The organism is Streptomyces sp. FXJ1.172, from assembly GCF_001636945.3.
In the GTDB taxonomy this organism is placed as follows: Bacteria; Actinomycetota; Actinomycetes; order Streptomycetales; family Streptomycetaceae; genus Streptomyces.
On the sequence record NZ_CP119133.2, the window covers coordinates 2,760,258 to 2,778,799 of the forward strand.

Genomic DNA, 18,542 nt, shown 5'->3' on the forward strand with positions numbered 1-18,542 from the left:
CCCCTATCCCTCGCGCTCGGTGGCGTCCGCGCCGGCCTGCGCCGCCGCCTCGCCGTCGTCCGGTGCCTCGGGGATGCCGCCCTGCGCGAGCGCGGCGGCGAGCGCGGAGGCGGAACCCGGGCGGTTGCGCTGGACCCAGCCGGGGATGTTCCGCTGCTTGATGGAGCCCTCGGCTATCACCAGGGCGCCGGGCGGAACGTCCTGGGAGATGAGCGCGCGGGCCCCGGAGTAGGCGCCGTCGCCGACGGTCACCGGCGCGATCAGACCGTTCTGGCCGCCGATGCGGACGTCACGGCCCACCACGGTCCGGTACTTCTTGCGGCCGTCGTAGTTGGCGAACCCGGACAGACCGCCGATGTTGCTGCCGTCGCCGATGTCCGCATCCCCCACGTAGGACAGATGGGGCACCTTGGCGCCGACACCGAGCGTGGAGTTCTTGATCTCCACGAAGGTGCCGACCTTGGACCGGTCGGCCAGGCGGGTGTCGGGCCGTACCAGGGCGTAGGGGCCGACCTCGGCCTGGTCGCCCACTTCGGCCTCGCGGACCACGGAGCACGACACCAGCGAGCCGGCGCCGACGGTGCTGCCCTCGACCGAGGTGTAGGGGCCCACCACGGCGCCCTCCCCGACGGTGGTGGCGACGGCGCTGGAGCGGACCACCACGGCCCCGGCCCGTACGACGCAGTCCCGCAGCTCGGTGTCGGGCCCCACCGTCGCGCCCTCGTGCACGGTGGTGCCGCCGTACAGCCGGGTGTTGGCCTCGACGACGACATCCCGCTCCAGGGCGACGCGTACGTCGATCCAGGTGCTGTCGGGGTCGACGATGTCCACGCCGGCGGCCATCCACCAGGAGTTGATGCGGTCCCTCAGCGCCCTGCGGGCGATCGAGAGCTGCCGCTGGTCGTTGACGCCGAGGACGTCCCGGCTGTCCTCGGCGACGGTGATGCCGATGCGGTGCGAGCGCTGCGTCAGCCAGTCGACGACGGTGGCGAGGTACTCGCCCGCGGTGTCACCGCTCTCCAGCAGATGACGGAAGGCGGCCCGCAGGATCTGCGCGTCGAAGGCGTACACGCCGGCGCCCACCTCGCGGAGCCTGCCGTCGTCCTCCAGCCGGTGGCCGCGGTCGGGCGGCAACAGGGAGGCGTACTCGCCCACTTCCGAGCGCAGGACCAGGCTGTACCCGGCGGTGTCCGGCAGCCGGCCGGACAGCAGGGTCATGGCGTTGCCCGACTTCTCGTGATCGGCGATCAGCCGGCGGATCGTGGGCGCCGTGAGCAGCGGCGCGTCGCCGGCGGTCACCACGACAGTGCCGGTGAAGCCCTTGAGCGCCTCGAAGCCGGCGAGGAGGGCGTGGCCGTAGCCGCGCTGCTCCTGCTGCACAGCCGTGCGCCAGGCGGCGGCACGGTCGCCGAACTCCTTGGCCAGGTAGGCGCTCACCTGCTCGCGGTACCGGCCGGTGACGACCACCGTGTGCCGCGGGCGCACCTCCTCCACCGCGTCCAGCACATGCCCGAGCAGGGCTCGCCCGCCCATCTCCCGCAGTACCTTCTGGGTGCCGCCCCCCATCCGCTCGCCGTTGCCGGCCGCGAGGACCACGACGGCCAGTTCGCGCGCGTCGGGGTCGTCGGGCGGCCGCGTTCCGGCTGCCGAAGGGTCAAGTTTTCTCTGGGAAATCATCTCGATCAGCTCCCCCGCAGGAGAAAGCCCCCCGTTCAAGGGCGGGCGGACTGTTTTTCCACAGAGAATGCGATGTGACCGAGGGCACGCAAGGGATCACGCCATTCTGACAGCAAGCTGACTCGCCTCTCGCCCCCCACTGCGCGACTCTCTAGGGTCGGCACGGGAAATGGCCCGAACCGGCCACTCGGCTCATCAGTTCAGCGAATGTGGAGGCACCCATGAACACCCTTCGACGCCCCGCACACATCGCCTTCTTCAACATTCCTGCCGACGGGCACCTGAATCCGAACCTGGCCTTCGCGGCCGAACTGGTCAGGCGCGGCCACCGGGTCAGCTTCTCCATCGACGAGGGGCACGCGCCACAGGTGCGCGCGACCGGCGCGACCCCCGTGGTCTACGACACCACCTTCCCGCGCCCCGAGCGTGGCGAGCGCTATCCGATCCGCGACGTCGTCGCGATGTCGTCGCTCTTCCTGGAGGAGGCGATCGCCGTCCTGCCCCAGCAGCGCGCGGCTTTCGGCGCCGACCGGCCGGACCTCGTCCTGCACGACTACGCCGCGCTCTCCGCCCAGGTGCTGGCCCACGAGTGGGGCGTGCCCGCCGTCCGGCTGTCGCCGACCCGCGTGTCGAGCCGGACCTACGAGCGGGACCTCGCCCCCTTCTACGCCTCGGTGGCCGGGGACGAGCGGTGGCTGGCGTACCGGCGCCGGTTCCGCCGGTGGCTCGACGACGCCGGGATCGGGATGTCCGTCGACGAGTTCCTCTACGTCGGGCTCGCCGCCCACTGTGTGGTCACCATCCCGCAGCAGTTCCAGGCCGACGCCGCCGAGTTGAGGGCCGATCACACCTTCGTCGGGCCGGTGCTGCGCGAGCAGGACCACCAGGGCGCCTGGACCCCGCCGGCCGACGGCCGGCCCGTACTGCTCATCGCCTTCGGCACCATCGCGCCGGAGGTGCCGGCGGTGCAGCAGGTCTACTTCGAGTGCCTGGAGGCGTTCGCCGGCTCGCCCTGGCACGTGGTGATGGGCGTCGGCCGCGGGCTCGGCCCGGAGGTCTTCGGCGAGGTGCCCGGGAACGTCGAACTGCTCGCGGAAGTACCGCAGTTGCAGGTGCTGGCCCGCGCCGACGCGTTCGTCACGCACGCCGGCATGGGCTCGGTGATGGAGGCGATCCACCACGCCGTGCCGATGGTCGCCGTGCCCATGGGGTTCGACCAGATGGAGAACGCCCGGGTGATCGAGCGGCTCGGCATCGGCTCCCGGGTGCCCTTCGAGGGGGTCACGGGCGAGGAGATCCGCGAAGCGGCGGACCGGGTGGGCAAGGACCCGGAGATCCGGCGGAGCCTGCTGGCGCTGCGCGAGGACGTACGGCGGGCGGGCGGGGCGCGCACCGCGGCGGACACGGTGGAGCGCCTGCTGGCGGGCACTGCCGCCGGGCGGCCTCAGCCGGCCGGTGGAGCCGAGGATCATCCCACGGCCTGACGCCGGGCGTCCGAACCCACGGAGAGAATAACGGCCATGACCAATGCACCCGGGCAACGGGCAACGGGGGCCGGCATCCGCGCGGATGAAAGGGAAATCTTCTTCCGGCGGGCTGCCATGGCCACGTTCTTATGGGCCGTCGTGTTCACGGCATTTCATTTCTACTGGTTCGCCGGCGGGCGGTTCGGCCTCGGCGACGGCTCGCAGATGATTCCGCGGACGAGAACCACGGCGGACTGGATATGGGCCATCGGGATCGGCGTGATGTTCGCGGTGGGAATTTCCCTCCCGGTGGCGCTGACCCGTCCCTGGGGGCACCGCATTCCGCGCTGGACGGTGCTGAGCTGCCTGTGGATCGGGGCCGTCCTGCTGATGGTGCGGGGAGGCGCGGGACTGCTCGACACCTCGCTGCGGGAAACGGGTCTCGCACACCGGGGGCTGACGGGCCTGACGTACCAGCAGATCACCGGAGACGCGCACCCCTCACTGAACACCAAGGTCTCGGGCAGCTGCATCGACGGCTACTTCGTCCTGGGCGGCCTGCTCTACGGCCGGCTGCTGCTGCGGCACCGGCGCCTGTTCCGCGGCGCCGGTGCGGCCTGATCCGGCCCGGCTACTCGGAACTCCCGCGCGTGATGAGGAAGAGCACCCGCAGTCCGATGACCCCGGACACCACCAGCAGGTGGTAGCCGAGCAGTTCGAAGAAGCGGATGCCCGGTACGACGACGGGGCCGCCGCGGATGCTGAGCAGGACCGCGGACATCACACCGCAGGTCGCCGCGATGAAGGTGAGCAGCACCTCGTGCACCAGGGACCGGATGTAGCGCCGGTCCCGGGCGTCGGCGAAGAGCCTGACCCCGACGCCCAGCCGGCCCTGCTCCAGAGCGCTCGTGACGCGTTCCAGGCGGCGCGGCAGCCGCCTGACCAGTTCCCATACGGAGGCCAGCTCGGCCAGGCTGACCGGGTGGCCGCCGGCCGGCACGGCCGAGGCCGTGCCGACGCCGCCGAGGCGGACGTCGACGAGGCGCCTGGCCTCCTCGACCAGTGAGAAGCCGGGGACGACGGTCATCAGCGTGCCCTCCAGCGTGCCCAGGGCCCGGAAGACCGCGGCGACCTCGGGCGGCACCGCGAGACCGTGCTGGGAAACCAGGCGGAACAGGTCACCGAACACCTCGACGTTGGGTGTGCCGCCGCCGGCGAAGTGCCGGGACAGGAAGCGGCCGAGGGCCCGCTCGAGCCGGGGCTCGTCCACCTCGTCGGGACGGGTGACGATGATGAGCAGCGCGTCGCACAGCGCGGCCGCGTCCCCGGCGTGCAGGGCCAGCAGGAAGGCCCGCAGACCGGAGCGGACCGTGGTGTCGATGCGGCCCACGGAGCCGAAGTCCACCAGGCCCAGCCCGCCGTCGTCCAGCAGCAGGACGTTGCCCGGATGAGGGTCGGCGTGGAACAGGCCGTCGGTCATGACCTGCTCGAACAGCTCGGCCAGCAGATCGCGGGCCAGCGCCAGCCGTTGTTCGTGGCCCAGTTGGCGCAGGGGCGCGGTGCCGGCGGGCTTGCCGTGCAGCCGCTCCAGCACCAGCACCTCTTCGCCGGACAGCTCCGGGTGGACGGCGGGCACCCGGATGGCGGGGGGCCGGCCACGCCGGTCACGGGCGGCGGCCGTGGCGGCGAGGTTCGCGGCCTCCACGCGGAAGTCGAGTTCCTCCCGGACCGACTGCGCGAACCCTTCGGCCAGCTCCCGCGCACCGAGGGAACGGGCCCAACGGGTGCGCCGTTCCAGCGACTTCGCCAGGCCCTGGACGATGTCCAGATCACGGCGGACCAGTTCCTCGATGCCGGGCCTGCGGACCTTCACCACCACCTCGTCCCCGCAGTGCATGCGCGCCGTGTGCACCTGGGCGATGGAGGCGGCCGCCACGGGCACCGGGTCGAACCGGGCGAAGGCCTGCTCCACGGGGACGCCGAGGGCCCGCCCGAGTGCCTCGCGCACCGGGGGCCAGGGCTCGGCGGGCACCTGGTGGTGCAGGCGGGCCAGTTCACGCACGAACTCGGGCGGCAGCAGGTCCTGGCGGGTGGCGAGCACCTGACCGAGCTTGATGAAGGTGGCTCCGCCCTGCTCCAGGGCGAGGCGCAGCGAGTGCGCCAGTGCGGCCCCTCCTTCCCGCACCGGCCCGCCGCCGAGGTAGGGGCGCAGCCCGTGCCGGACCGCGATGGACGCGATCTGCGCGGATCTGCGGGCACAGGCGAGCCGTGAGCGCACCGCCCGCGCCCAGTCCGTCGGCCAGCCCACCGTGCCGCTGGGGGCGATCACTTCGAGCAGGGCGAGGAAGCCGGTGGTGACCACCAGCGTGGAGCCGAACTGCACTCCCGTGAGCACGCCGTGCTGCTCGGGCCGCTGCATCAGCAGACTGAACACGGCGAGCCCGGCGAAGCTGACGAGCCCCGCCAGCAGCGACCGTACGGTGCCGATCCGCAGGCCGAGCAGTCTGCGGGCGCTGAGCACGAAGGCCGCGATGAAAGCGGTCATCACCAGCAGGGCGAGGAGGAACTGGGCCACCTTCATCACCGCGAAAGCCCTCCTGCCCTCAGCGCGCGGCTGCCCGGTTGTAGGCGCGTGAGGCCAGCGGCGCCACGACCGCGAGCAGGATCCCGCAGGTCAGCACCGCGGCGATAACCGGATGCTGGGCGGGCAGCGCGTCGCTGACCCGGGTGGAGGGGTTGCCCCACAGCTCCCGGCAGCCGCTGACCACGGCACTGATCGGGTTCCACTCCGCGAGGACCTGCATCCAGCGCGGCAGCCCGTCCAGCGGTACGAAGGAGTTGGACAGGAACGCGAACGGCATCACGACCAGCTGGGCGATGGTGTTGACCGCTTCCGGGCTGCGCACGACGAGTCCGATCAGCGCCCCGAGCCAGCACATCGTGAACCCGAGCAGCAGCAACAGGCCGAAGCCGGCGAGGGTCCTGGGCACACCGTGGTGGGCCCGCCAGCCGATGAGCAGGCCGACGACGGCCATGACCAGGCAGCTGAGGGCGGTCATGGCCAGGTCCGAGAAGGTACGGCCGAGCAGCACGGCGTACCGGGACATCGGCAGCGACCGGAAGCGGTCGACCAGGCCGTTGTTGAGGTCGTCGGCCACACCGGCGGCGCTGGTGCCCACGGCGGAGAACATCACCATCGTGAAGATGCCGGCCATGATGTACTCGCGGTAGTTGCCGTGGCCCGGCACGGTCATCGCGCTGCCGAAGAGGTAACCGAAGATCAGCACCATGACGACCGGCGCGACCGTCACCCCGAGCAGTTTCTCCGGCACCCTGATGATGTGCCGCATGTGCCGGCCCGTCAGGGCCATCACGTCGCTCGCCAGTTCCCCCATCACGCCTTCACTTCCTGCTCGTCGGCCGCCTCGGCGCTTTTGGTCTGTCCGGTGAGCGAGAGGAAGACGTCGTCCATGGACGGTCTGCGCATGGCGAAGTCCGTGACCTCCACGCCCCGCTCCCGCAGGGCCGTGGCGGCCTCGGCGATCGCTTCGATGCCCGAGGCCACCGGCACCGTCAGGGTGCGCCCGTCGTCCGCGACGACCGGGGCGCCCACCGATATCCGCTCCAGCAGCCGCTGCGCCTGGGCCGTGCCGGAGGCGTCGGCCAGGGCGATCTCCAGGCGTTCGCCGCCGACCTTCCGCTTGAGTTCGTCGGGGGTGCCGTCCGCGATCACCTGCCCCTTGTCGATGACCGCGATCCGGTCGGCGAGGTGGTCGGCCTCTTCCAGGTACTGCGTGGTGAGCAGGACGGTGACCCCCGCGTCGACCTGCTCGCGCACCATGCTCCACAGCGTCATCCGGCTGGTCAGGTCCAGCCCTGTGGTGGGCTCGTCCAGGAAGAGCACGGTCGGTTCGGCGAGCAGGCTGGCGGCCAGGTCGAGCCGGCGGCGCATACCGCCGGAGTACGTCTTGGTCTCCCGGTCGGCGGCCTGGGTGAGGTCGAACCGCTCGAGCAGTTCGTCGGCGCGGCGCCGGGCACCGGCCCGCCCCAGCCGGTACAGCCGCCCGATCAGGGTGAGGTTCTCCCTGCCGGTGAGCCGCTCGTCGACCGCCGCGTACTGTCCGGCGAGCCCGATGCGTCTGCGGACCTCCATGGGCTCGCGGGCGACGTCGTGGCCGGCCACCGTGGCGCGGCCGCCGTCGGGCGGGAGCAGGGTGGCCAGAATGCGCACCGATGTCGTCTTTCCCGCCCCGTTGGGCCCCAGGAGGCCGAGCACCGTGCCCTCGGGGACGCTGAGGTCCACCCCTTTGAGGACCTCGGTGTCCCCGTACCGTTTGCGGATCCCCTCCGCCTCGATCGCCACTTCGTGATCCCTCCTCGGAAAGTCGCCGATACCGTGCTGTCGGGCCGGCTCAGGGCCGGCCGATGCGGGCCAGTCCCCTGGCGCCGCGTCGTCCGGCGCCCCGCGAGACGGCAAGGGGGTCCCAGCCCGGCCCGCGCTCGGGCAGCAGCTGCGGATCGCCGAGCACCGTGCCGGAGTGGACCTCGTGCATCAGCCGGCGCCCGGTCAGCTGGGCCGCGCAGGCGATGCCGCCGACGGCGACGCCCGTGATGCCGCTGCCGTACCGGGTGCTGGCGCCGACCACGTACAGTCCGGCCACCGGGGTCCTGGTGTCCGGACGTCCTCCGGGGCCGCCCCATTCGGCGAGGCCGAAGGGTGTTCCGCCGGTGGACAGGGTGTAGCGCTCGTGGGTGAGCGGTGTCGCCGCCTCCAGGTGCACCACATGGTCGCGGAACGGGCCGAGCACCTTCTCGGCGGCGGTCAGCATCGCCTCGGTGAACCGCTCCTTGTGCTGACGGTAGTGCGGGTCACGGCGGTAGCGGGTGCCGTCGGCCGGGCCCGAGGTCACACCCCAGCGGTCGTACTGCGGCGGACACAGCGTCATGAGCTGGAAGTTGGTGTGTCCGGGCGGGCAGACCTGGGGCGAGCCGGGGTCCTTGCGGGAGGCGAACGACGCGAACAGGAACGGCACCGGGTCGATGTCGCCGGCGGCGAGCCGCTCGTAGTAGGTGTCGATGTCGTCGGCGTACCACCACAGGTTGGCGTTGGGCTGCCGCGGCAGCTCGGTGTCGGTGGCGACGTACACGGTGGCGAACGGCAGGCCCATGGTCGCCTCGCGGGTCTTGGTGACCAGCCGGCGCGGGAAGTGCTCGGGGCCGACGAGGTCGAGCACGGTCCTTCGGTAGTCGGCGTTGGAGACCACGCAGGGGGCCGTGAAGTGCCGTCCGTCGCGGAGTCCGACGCCGGTGACCCGGCCGTCGTCGACCAGGATGCGTTCGACCGGGGCGCGGGTGAGCAGCCGGCCGCCGTGCGCCTCGAGCACCTCCACGAGGCCGGCCGCCAGCATCTGTCCGCCGCCCTCGGGGTAGTAGGCGCCGCGCACGTAGTGGTCGGTGACGGTGGCGTGCAGGGAGACCGTCGCCTGGGCGGGGCCCATGCCGTAGTTGGGTGACTGGGCGGCGAGCACCGTGCGGGCCCTGGCCGACAGCCCGCACTCGTCGAACAGCTCGTTCAGGGTGCGCCGCCCCCACCGGACGGTCAGGGGTGCGCGGGCGACCAGCTCGGTGACCGACAGGTCGCGGTCGGACAGCATCGCCTGGCGGGTCTCCTCGCCCAGGCCCTGGCACACGTCGGCGAAGGCGTCGATGCCGGCGGCGTCGGCCGGCAGGACCTCCTTCAGCCGCCTGCGGTACTCCGGCCAGCCGGCCGGCATGAACATGGACGCGCCCGGCGTGACGATCTCGTCGAAGCCGTCCTGGTCCATCGGCAGGTACGTGATCCGGTCCCGCAGCCCGAGGCCGCCGAACACGGCCGGAAGCACTCCGTCGGGCCCGCAGTCGCCGAGGTAGTGCACGCCCACGTCGAACTCGTAGGCCCTGCGGCGGCGGAAGACATGGCTGTTTCCGCCGGCGACGTCGTGTTGCTCCAGCACCAGCACCCGCCGGCCGGAGACCGCCAGATAGGCGGCGCACACCAGGCCGCCGATGCCGGAACCGACCACGATCACGTCCCACGCATCGGTCTTCGTCATGCTGGGCCACCCCATCCCGTTCTCATGGATCCACACCGTCACACCAACCGGCGCCCCGCCACAGCCGGGCTGACCAGAACCTGCCACCGGTTCTTCAGCGCAGCCGGAGCAGCACGACCGCGACCGCTCCGTCGCGGTCCACCGACGTGATCGCGGCCACCCGCCCGGACGCCGCCGGGCTGTCCTGGGCAAGGGCGAGCACCGAGACGATCTGGAACGCGGCGGACGCCGCCGAGGTGTCGCCGATCAGCTCGCCCTGCGACAGCCACCGCGGGTCGTCGGGGAACAGCCGCGCGAGGGCCTCCCGTTCGGCCGGTCCGGCCGGGCCGACGGGCTCGGAGGGAGCCACGGCCCAGACCTCGGCCGGGTCCACCCGGGTGCGTTCCAGTGCCCGCCGTACACACCGGGTGAGCGTGCCGGTCACGTCCTGGGCGCCGGTCACGGCACTCTCGACGCAGAGCAGGTCGGCCAGTGCCTCGCCGTCGGCCACCGCGTCGCCGGGCTGCAGCCGCACCATCGCGCAGCCCTCGCCGAGCACCGCCGCGGGTTCGTCCGCACGGCGGGTGCGGTGCTCCAGCCAGGACCTGGCCTCGGAGTACTCCTCGACGGCGCCGCACAGCACGCTGCGGGCGCGGGCCGACATGAGCAGCCGGCGTCCGTAGCCGAGTGCCTTCAGGCCGGACGCACGGCCCGCGGCGACGGTGGCGTTGGGGCCCTTCAGCCCGTACCGGATCGCGCACTGGCCCGCCGCGCAGTTCATCACCGTGTTCGGGAACCGGGACGGGTCGACGTGGTAGGGCTTCTCCTCGGTGAAGGTGTCCCGGGTGAAGTCCATCATGCTCTGCGCACTGCCGGTGTTGGTGCCCAGCACCAGCCCGACGTGCGACCCGTCCGGCACGGGCCCGGCGCCTGGCCCGGCCCCTTCGCCGAGGAGCCGTCCCACCGCGGTCACCGCGAGGCCCGTCACCCGGTCCATGGAGCGGGTGCCCTTGCGGCCGAGCGCGTCGCGGACGGTGAAACCGGGGACCAGGCAGGCCCGTTCGTCGGGCCCGTTCCACTCCGTGTCCGTCAGGGCCGTCGCCGTGGGCCGGCCGGCGCGGACACCCTCGGTGAACGCGTCCCGGCCGATGCCGTACGGCGACACGGCCGACCAGCCCGAGATGACAGGGCGGGACCCTTCTACAGCCAGCGCCGTCACAGCCGATCCACTCCTTCGTCGCTTGTCCCGGGCCCGTCGGCAGCCGCCGGGGCCTGTGGGAAGGGTTCACAGATAGAAGACCGACCGGTAGGCGGGCCAGCGGGCGGCCATCGCGCCGCCGGGCACCGTCCGCACGTTCGGCAGCAGCGCGCCGGGGCCCAGCCCGTGCGCGAGCAGGTCCGGTTCCTCGGCCCAGACGCCCACCTCGCTCTCCAGCAGGACGGCGAGGTTCTCGCGCGGGTCGTTGACCGTGTCCAGGGGCTGTCCGCCGAGCCGCGGTGCGGGCGTCGCGCCTGCGCGCACCGCATAGGTGACGGCGGGGCCGCGCAGCAGCACGTCGAGGCCGCCGAGGTGGCGGTGGAAGAGGTAGGCGCAGTAGAGGGCGTCGGAGAACTGGGTCTCCACGGCTCCCCGGTAGGCCCGCTCCACGATCGCCAGCGCGCGGCCGCCCTCGGACACGACGGTGTTCTGGGACATCGTCACATCACTCCCGCGTGGAGCGTCTTGGCGGCGGCCGCGACGTGTTCGGCGTACCGCGCCGGCGCCCGCACCGGCACCTCGGGGATGTGCGCGAACGCACCGCGGTCGTCGCTGCAGAAGCGGCAGGCGTACCAGTACAGGGCGCCGGGATGGGCCGCGAGCATCCGCCGCACGACACGGCCGGCGGAGGGGTAGTCGGTGGACCACGCGGCGAGGTTGCGGGGCTTGCTGTCGCCCAGGGCCCGCTGGGTGAGCAGGGTCGCGTAGCCGCAGGCCCAGATCTGCACCGAGGCTCCGCGGTCGAGTACGGCCTGGGTCAGCCGGAGGGTGCTGGTGAGCAGGTCGCTCTCGTGCGGTGCGCCCATCAACGTGATGAGCACGTCGGTGCGCGGAACGGTGCGGGCCATGTCAGTGCCACACCACCCGGACGTCGGGCTCCAGCAGCCGGGCCGCCGTGTGCGCCATGTCCACCACGCGGGCGCCGGGCTCCAGGGCGACGCCGGTCATGCCGCGCTGGGCGAGCGAGAAGTCGTCCACCCACAGCTCTCCGCCCGCCTCGAGCAGGGCCCTGGTGTGCGGTGAGGCGTCCCGCACCGCCGCCGCGACCGCGTCCTGCAGGCACAGCAGCTGCACGTGGTGTCCGCCCCGCGCGAGGGTGCACGCGTCCTCGAGGAAGGCACCACGCGGATCCGCCCAGGGCCCCTTGCTCTCCACGAGCAAGTGGGGTGCCGGTCGGGTGGCGATGTTCGGGTCCATGACTGTTCCTGCCCTCAGTCGGCGCTCGTGCCGTGTACGGCGCGCTCAGCTTCACGGTGGTCCCCGGCGAACTCCAGGCGTCTGGCAAGCTCCTGCCACCGGCCCGCGCCGCCGGGGAGCTGCGACTCGATCAGGCCGGCCGCGGCGGCCGCGCCGCCCAGCCGGCGCATCCGCGCCCGGATCCCGGCCGTGCGCCGGGCGACGTGGGGATCGGCGGCGAGCGAGAAGACCGCGTCCCGCAGCGCGTGCACGGTCGCCTCTTCCTGGGCGAGGTAAATGCCGAGCCCCAGCTCGGCGATCCTGGCCGCGTTGACCGGCTGGTCGTTCACCTGCGGTACGGCGACCATGGGGACGCCGTGGTGCATCGCCTCCAGTACGGATCCCATGCCGGCGTGGGTGATGAAGGCGTCCGCCCGTGCCAGTACCCGCAGTTGGGGGACGCTGGCGTGGGTCTCCACGTTGTCCGGGAGCGGGCCGATGTGTGCCGGGTCGAGCCGGCCGGTGGCCATGACGACGTGCCAGGGCGTCCCGGTGAACGCGCGCACGCACCGCCGGTAGAACTCCGGCCGGTCGCTGCCCGCGGTGCCGAGCGCGACCAGCAGCACCGGGGTGCCCTCGGCGGGCTCCCGCCAGTGCCCCTGGTGGGACCGCCCGCCCAGGCAGGGCCCGACGAACGCGTACCGTTCGTCGACCCGTTCCCCGTCCTGCTGGAAGAACCGGGGAATCGGCACCAGGCAGCGCTCGGGCTGTCCGGTGTAGTCGTCGACGGACATCCCGATGCCGGCGTCGTCGAGGAGCTTGCGGAATCCCCGCTGGTACTCATGCCAGCGGGGGTCGTCGTGGAACAGCTCCTCGAACAGCTCTCGGCGCGCCTGCCGTTCCGCGGGGTCCGCGGCCGAGACGTGGGTCGAGGACACGCACACGGCCCGCACGCCGTGGCGGTGGGCGAGCAGGCGGCCGGTGAGCGCGCCGAAGTCGTGCAGGACCAGGTCCGGTGGGTCGGCGGCGAAGGCGCGCAGCTGCCCCGGCAGGACGGAGACGGCCTCGTGCAGGGCGAGCCCGAGCATGGCGACCGGATCGTCCGACGGCCAGTCCTCGACCCGGTCCGAGGCCGGGAGCGTGGTCTCGTACGGTACGAGGCCGGCGCCGGCCGCCCGCACCTGCGGACCGAACTCCTCGGGCACCGCGTAGCTGACGCGGTGCCCCCGCCGGACCAGTTCGGCGACGATGCCCAGGGTCGGGTTCACATGTCCGTGGGCGGGGATGTTGAGGACGGCGATGTGCGCGGGGCGCGCCGAAGCGGTGTCGGTCATCGCGCGGCTCATGCCCGCTTGACGATGACGGGCAGCCGGGAGGCACCGATCATGTCCGAGGTGTCGAGGAACTCGATGTCTCCCGCGGGGTCCACGGCGATGCGCGCGTACCGGTCGAGCAGCAGGTTGAAGGCGATCCTGCTCTCCAGCCTGGCCAGCGGTGCGCCGATGCAGTAGTGGATGCCCTGGCCGAAGCCGACGTGCCGGTTGGGGTCGCGGTGGATGTCGAAGCGGTCCGGGTCGGGGAAGGCGTTCGCGTCGCGGTTCGCCGACGAGATCCAGACGTGCACCAGCTCGCCGGCGGGGATCAGCTCCCCGCCGATCTCGACGTCCTCGCTGGTCATCCGCACGAAGTTGCTGAAGGACGGCCGGATGCGCACGACCTCCTCGATCGTCTGCGGGACGAGTGCGCGATCGGCGCGGACCTCGTCGTACACATGAGGGAAGCGGTCGAGGGTGAGGACGATGTTGCTGATCAGTGCCGCGGTGGTGGTGATGCCGCCCATGAGCAGCACTCCGGCGAACCCGACGATCTCCTCGTCCTCGAGCCTGCGCCCGTCCAGTTCGGCCTGTACCAGGGCGGTGATGAGGTCGTCGCGGGGCGCGGCCCGGCGCTTGCGGATCTGCTCGAACATGTAGCTGTTGAGGGACTTCAGCCGCATCGCGGTGGCACGGTGTCCCTCCACGCCGGTGTTGCTGGCGTGCAGCAGGTTCGCCCACTCGGCGAACAGGGGGGCGTCCTCGCGGGGAGCGCCGAGGATGGTGGCGATCACCGCGACCGGGAACGGGAAGGCGAAGTCCTCCGCGATGTCGAACCGTTCCCTGTCGGCGATCCTGTCGAGCAGGTCCCGCGCCAGTTCGGTGATCCAGGGCTCCTGGGCGCCTATGTACTTGGCGCTGAACGCCTTGCTGACGAGCATCTTGAACTTGCGGTGCCTGGGCTCGTCCATCGCGGCGATGTTCCCGCGGAAGAAGACGTCGTAGTCCTCCTGGGGAGGCGTGATGTCGGCCATGTCGTTGACGAAGGTCCCGGCTTCGGCCATGACCCGGGTCACGTCGGCGTGCCGGAAGACCGACCACTGGAACGTCTGCGGGTTGTAGCTGACCGGCTCGTCCTTGCGCATCTTCTCCAGCCAGCGGAAGAAGTGGGCGTTCGCCTCGGTCCGGCCCGGTTCGGGGGCGGGGGCGCTGGTGGTCATGGGTCAGTTCTCCTTCGGGGTCGTGTGCGCCTGCTCGCCGTCGCCGGTGCCGTCGACCCGGCGGAGTTCGGCGGCCAGGATCCGGCCGATCTCGGCGAGCGGCCCCGGCTTCATCAGGTCGGTGTGCTGCCGGTCGATCTCCACGGTCTTGATCGCGCCGCCGACGTAGGGCTGCCAGGTGTCGGGCTTCGGGGATATGTCGATCTTGTCCAGGGTGGCGACCACGAGGAGGAGGTCACCGCTGAACTTGCCGGCGTCATGCGTGTTGAACAGCTCGCTGTTGTTGGCGTAGATCCGCGTGATGGCGGCGATGTGGCGCTGCCCCAGGGAGGCCATCGCGCTGCCGAGCCGCTGCAGCACCTCGGTCACCCGCTCGTGGGTGAGCGGTCCGGGGCCCAGGTACCTGCGGTCGTAGCCGACCCAGCGCAGCAGGTCGGCCAGTACGCCCTGCTCGTCGATCGGTGGCATCCGCTGGCCGGGGTAGGTGTCGAGCACGCCCAGCAGATCGACGGTTTCCCCGAGTTCCTCCAGCCGGACGGCCATGGCGTGGGCGATCACACCACCCGCCGAGTAGCCCACCAGGCGGTAGGGACCGGCTGGTTGCACGGTGCGGATCTGCCGTACGTAGTCGTCGGCCATCTCGCCCAGGGACGAGGGCATCGGCTCGTCCTTGTCCAGCCCGCGGGCCTGCAGACCGTACACCGGGTAGTCGTGGTCGATGTGCTTGATCAGCCCGGAGTAGCACCAGCTCAGGCCGCCCGCCGGATGGACGCAGAAGACCGGGGGCCGGGTGCCGAACGGCCGCAGCGGAAGCAGCACGTCGAGGGCGCCGCCCTCCGCGCCGCCCTCGTCGAGCCGGGCGCCGAGCGCGGCGGGGGTGGGGGCCTCGAACAGGGTGCGGATCGACAGGTCGACGCCGAACTCCGCGTTCACCCGGGCCGTCAGCCGGGTGGCCAGCACGGAGTGGCCGCCCAGGTCGAAGAAGCTGTCGTCCGCGCCGACCCGCCGCGCCCCGAGCACCTCGGCGAACAGGCCGCACAGGATCTCCTCGCGCGGAGTACGCGGGGCGCGCGCACCTTCCGTGCCGGCCGCCTCGGGGGCCGGCAGCGCCCTGCGGTCCAGCTTGCCGTTGGCGGTCAGCGGGAAGGCGTCGAGGACGACCACGGCGGACGGGATCATGTGCTGCGGGAGACTGCGCGCCAGGTGATCGCGCAGCCCCGGCACCTCCACGTCCGCACCCGGCGCCGCGACCACGTACGCCACCAGCCGCTGGTCCCCCGGCCGGTCCTCCCGCACCACCACCAAGGCCTGCGCGACATCCGCACACACAGCCACGGCCGCCTCCACCTCACCCAACTCGATACGGAAACCACGCAGCTTCACCTGGTCGTCCGCACGCCCCTCGAACACCAGCCGGCCCTGGGAGTCCCAACGGGCCACATCCCCCGTCCGGTACAACCTGCCGCCCGCCGCACCGAACGGATCCGCCACAAAACGCTCCGCCGTCAGACCAGGCCGCCCCAGATAACCCCGGGCAACCCCCCCACCCCCCACATACAACTCACCCGCCACACCCACCGGAACCGGCCGCAACGCCTCGTCCAGCACAAACACCCGAAGATCAGGAATCGCCTCACCGATCACACTGCCCGCACCCGAACCCGCCAGCACCCCCGACAAACGCATAAAACTCACATGCACCGTCGTCTCAGTGATCCCATACATATTCACCAACACCGGCGCCACATCACCATGCCGCGCAAACCACGGCCCCAGACGCCGCAGATCCAACGCCTCACCACCGAACACCACCCACCTCAACACCAGACCGCCGCCCACCCCACCACCAGCCGCTTCAGCCGCTTCAGCCGCCTCAACCACCGGCATCAACTGATAAAACGCCGACGGCGTCTGATTCAGCACCGTCACCCCCTCATCCACCAACAACCGCCGGAAATCAACAGGCGAACGACTCACCGAGAACGGCACCACCACCAACCGCCCCCCATGCAACAACGCCCCCCACAACTCCCACACCGAAAAATCGAACGCAAAAGAATGGAACAACGTCCACACATCATCCGGACCGAACGAGAACCACCCCCGCGTCGCCGAGAACAACCGCACCACATTCCCGTGCGACACCACCACACCCTTCGGCCGCCCCGTCGAACCCGACGTATAAATCACATACGCAGCCGACCCCCCACCCACCACACCCCGCCGCTCCCCCGCCACCACATCCCCCGCCGGCAACCCCTCCGCAGCCACCAGCACCCCCGCATCCACCACACACACCGGCGCCGCATCCGCCAGCAGAAACTCCCGCCGCTCCACCGGATAATCCGGATCCACCGGCACATACGCCGCCCCCGCCTTCAACACACCCAACAACCCCACCACCAGATCCACCGACCGCGGCAACGACACCGCCACCAGATCCTCGACACCCACCCCACGACCCAACAACCACCGCGCCACCCGATTCGCCCGCGCATTCAACTCCGCATACGAAACCGACTCCCCACCACAGGACACCGCCACCCGGTCCCCACCCCGCACCACCTGCTCCTCGAACAACTCCACCAGCGTGCGGTCGTCCTGCGGGACGGGGCTGTCTGCGGCGCCGCGCTCCAGCAGCCGGGCACGCTCGCCGGGGAGCATCGCGTCGAGGGCACCGAGCGGCAGCTCGCCGCCGCCCGCGGTCAGCCGGTCGACGAAGGCGAGGAACCGCCGCTGGTGGAGGGCGAGTTCGTCCTCGGAGTACAGGTCGGGGTTGGCCTCGAAGTCGATGCGCACGGGCGCGTTCTCGCCCTGGTCCTGGAAGACCGCCGACAGGTCCTGGACCGGGCCCAGGCTGAGGGTGTGGGCGGTGGCAGGGAGCCCGCCGAAGGTGGGCCTGTCACCGAACAGCATGATGTTGACCTGCGGTCCGACGAGTTGCTCCTCCTCGCCCACCAGGCCGAGGTCGCGCCGCATGTCCTCGTAGCGGTACCGCTGGTGCTTCAGCGCCGCCCGCATCCGCGCGGACACCTGGGTGAGCAGTTCGGTGAAGGTGGTGCCCGCGTCCACGTGCAGACGCACCGGGAGCACGTTGGAGAGCATGCCGGGCACGGCCCGGGCGGCCTGTCCGACCCGGGCGGTGACGGGCAGGCCCACGACGACGTCCTCGCCGCCGGTGAGGTTCTGCAGGTAGGCGGCGAAGACCGCGGTGAGCACGGGCGGCCACGGCACCGCGGCACGGCCGGCCATCTCCCGCAGCCGGGCGGCGATCTCGGGCGCCAGATGTCCGGTGGCGCGCACGAGACGGCGCGGCATCGCGGTGGTGCGCCCGGCCAGTGGGCGCACCGTGGGGCGGTCGTCGAGCTGCGCCCGCCAGTACTCACGGTCCTGCGCGTGGCGTGCGGAGGCACGGTACTCCTCGTCGCCCCGCACCAGTTCGTGCAGCGGACGCCAGTCGTTCGGGGCGGCCTCGGTGCCGCCGGCCAGGGCCGTGTAGACCTCGGCGACCCGGCGGCTGACGAGCGCGCTGCCGTACCCGTCGAGCACGATGTGGTGGCAGCGGTGGTACCAGAGGAAGTGGTCGGGCCGGGTCTCGATCAGGGCGAAGGCGGACAGGTCGGCGGGGGCGGCCGTGGCCAGGTCGACCGGCCGGGCGAGGTCGGCCCGCATCCACTCCTCGGCGGCGGCCCGCGGATCGCCCTCGCGGCTGACGTCGAGGTAGTGCACCACCCGGGGCGGGTCCGCCTCGACGATCTGTCCGACGCCGTCCTGGTCCTCCACGAAGCGCGTGCGCAGGGCGTCGGTCTCGTGTATCACCTGGCGCAGGGCCTGTTCGAAGAGGTCGGGGTCCAGCTGGCCCTCGATCTCCCAGTACTGGCCGCCGTTGTAGATCGGGTTGTCCGGGTCGAGCCGCTGGGCGTACCACATGCCCGACTGGGCAGCGGTCAGCGGCAGCCGAGTGGCGCGGGAGTCAGGCATGGCTGTCCGTCCTCGGGTGGTGAAGTGACGACTGTCGTGGCACGGGGAACGGGGCCGGGCCGCCCGGTCGGCGGCCCGGCCCCGGCGGGGCGCGGCGCGGGGGAAGATCCGGCCCCGGGGAGCGCGGCACGGTGCCGCGCGCTCAGGACGCCGGGTTCAGGAGGCCGCGGCGTCCATCGCCTGGACCAGGCTCTTGGGCCGCATGTCGGTCCAGTGCGCCTCGACGTAGTCCAGGCAGGCCTGGCGGGTGTCCTCACCGTGGGCGACGGTCCATCCGGCCGGCACCTCGGCGAAGGAAGGCCACAGGGAGTACTGGGCTTCGTCGTTGACGAGCACCAGGAAGCGGCCGTCCTCGTTCTCGAAGGGGTTGCTCATGGCGG

The 18,542-nt window shown here is 71.8% G+C and carries 15 protein-coding genes; 2 read left to right on the plus strand and 13 right to left on the minus strand.

Features of this window, described 5'->3' with window-relative positions; all coding sequences use genetic code 11:
* Nucleotides 1-3: 3 nt before the first annotated feature.
* Nucleotides 4-1,677 carry a bifunctional UDP-N-acetylglucosamine diphosphorylase/glucosamine-1-phosphate N-acetyltransferase GlmU gene (locus A6P39_RS12245; protein ID WP_079133491.1) on the minus strand — a complete coding sequence of 558 codons (1,674 nt, stop codon included), beginning with the start codon at nucleotides 1,675-1,677 and terminating at the stop codon, nucleotides 4-6.
* A 221-nt stretch (nucleotides 1,678-1,898) separates the two neighbouring features.
* On the opposite strand from A6P39_RS12245, the gene A6P39_RS12250 reads away from it, so the two are divergent.
* Nucleotides 1,899-3,161 (plus strand): macrolide family glycosyltransferase, encoded by a 1,263-nt coding sequence (locus tag A6P39_RS12250; RefSeq protein WP_067047941.1) that lies wholly within the window; start codon nucleotides 1,899-1,901, stop codon nucleotides 3,159-3,161.
* Nucleotides 3,162-3,197: 36 nt separating this feature from the next.
* Nucleotides 3,198-3,764, plus strand: a complete 567-nt coding sequence (locus A6P39_RS12255; RefSeq protein WP_079133492.1) for a DUF3995 domain-containing protein — start codon at nucleotides 3,198-3,200, stop codon at nucleotides 3,762-3,764.
* Nucleotides 3,765-3,774: 10 nt separating this feature from the next.
* Here A6P39_RS12255 and A6P39_RS12260 read toward each other — a convergent pair whose 3' ends face one another.
* The 12 genes from A6P39_RS12260 to A6P39_RS12315 all read right to left on the minus strand — a co-directional run bounded on the left by A6P39_RS12260 (nucleotide 3,775) and on the right by A6P39_RS12315 (nucleotide 18,537).
* On the minus strand, nucleotides 3,775-5,724 hold the full coding sequence (locus A6P39_RS12260; protein ID WP_067047943.1) for an ABC1 kinase family protein: 1,950 nt from the start codon (nucleotides 5,722-5,724) through the stop codon (nucleotides 3,775-3,777).
* Nucleotides 5,725-5,746: 22 nt separating this feature from the next.
* Nucleotides 5,747-6,538: an ABC transporter permease gene (locus tag A6P39_RS12265; RefSeq protein ID WP_067047944.1), complete on the minus strand. Its 792-nt coding sequence runs from the start codon at nucleotides 6,536-6,538 to the stop codon at nucleotides 5,747-5,749.
* Entirely contained in the window at nucleotides 6,538-7,506 is a 969-nt protein-coding gene (locus A6P39_RS12270) for an ATP-binding cassette domain-containing protein (protein ID WP_079133493.1), read from the minus strand. Before A6P39_RS12270 ends, A6P39_RS12265 begins: the two co-directional genes overlap by 1 nt.
* A gap of 49 nt (nucleotides 7,507-7,555) precedes the next feature.
* Nucleotides 7,556-9,235 carry a phytoene desaturase family protein gene (locus tag A6P39_RS12275; RefSeq protein ID WP_107304383.1) on the minus strand — a complete coding sequence of 560 codons (1,680 nt, stop codon included), beginning with the start codon at nucleotides 9,233-9,235 and terminating at the stop codon, nucleotides 7,556-7,558.
* Nucleotides 9,236-9,329: 94 nt separating this feature from the next.
* Nucleotides 9,330-10,433: a beta-ketoacyl synthase N-terminal-like domain-containing protein gene (locus tag A6P39_RS12280; RefSeq protein ID WP_199840839.1), complete on the minus strand. Its 1,104-nt coding sequence runs from the start codon at nucleotides 10,431-10,433 to the stop codon at nucleotides 9,330-9,332.
* Nucleotides 10,434-10,499: 66 nt separating this feature from the next.
* The gene (locus A6P39_RS12285) at nucleotides 10,500-10,910 is read right to left on the minus strand and encodes a hypothetical protein (RefSeq protein WP_067047949.1); all 411 of its coding nucleotides are present in this window, start codon (nucleotides 10,908-10,910) and stop codon (nucleotides 10,500-10,502) included.
* 2 nt (nucleotides 10,911-10,912) lie between these two features.
* Complete coding sequence (locus tag A6P39_RS12290) at nucleotides 10,913-11,320, minus strand: hypothetical protein (RefSeq protein ID WP_067047951.1); 408 nt, start codon at nucleotides 11,318-11,320, stop codon at nucleotides 10,913-10,915.
* Nucleotide 11,321: 1 nt separating this feature from the next.
* Nucleotides 11,322-11,669, minus strand: coding sequence for a hypothetical protein (locus tag A6P39_RS12295; protein WP_067047953.1), 348 nt, complete (start codon nucleotides 11,667-11,669; stop codon nucleotides 11,322-11,324).
* A gap of 14 nt (nucleotides 11,670-11,683) precedes the next feature.
* Complete coding sequence (locus A6P39_RS12300; protein ID WP_067047956.1) at nucleotides 11,684-12,982, minus strand: macrolide family glycosyltransferase; 1,299 nt, start codon at nucleotides 12,980-12,982, stop codon at nucleotides 11,684-11,686.
* 8 nt (nucleotides 12,983-12,990) lie between these two features.
* On the minus strand, nucleotides 12,991-14,181 hold the full coding sequence (locus tag A6P39_RS12305; protein ID WP_067047958.1) for a cytochrome P450: 1,191 nt from the start codon (nucleotides 14,179-14,181) through the stop codon (nucleotides 12,991-12,993).
* Nucleotides 14,182-14,184: 3 nt separating this feature from the next.
* Nucleotides 14,185-18,162 (minus strand): amino acid adenylation domain-containing protein, encoded by a 3,978-nt coding sequence (locus A6P39_RS12310; protein WP_275883846.1) that lies wholly within the window; start codon nucleotides 18,160-18,162, stop codon nucleotides 14,185-14,187.
* A gap of 156 nt (nucleotides 18,163-18,318) precedes the next feature.
* On the minus strand, nucleotides 18,319-18,537 hold the full coding sequence (locus A6P39_RS12315; protein WP_067055781.1) for an MbtH family protein: 219 nt from the start codon (nucleotides 18,535-18,537) through the stop codon (nucleotides 18,319-18,321).
* Nucleotides 18,538-18,542: the final 5 nt, after the last annotated feature.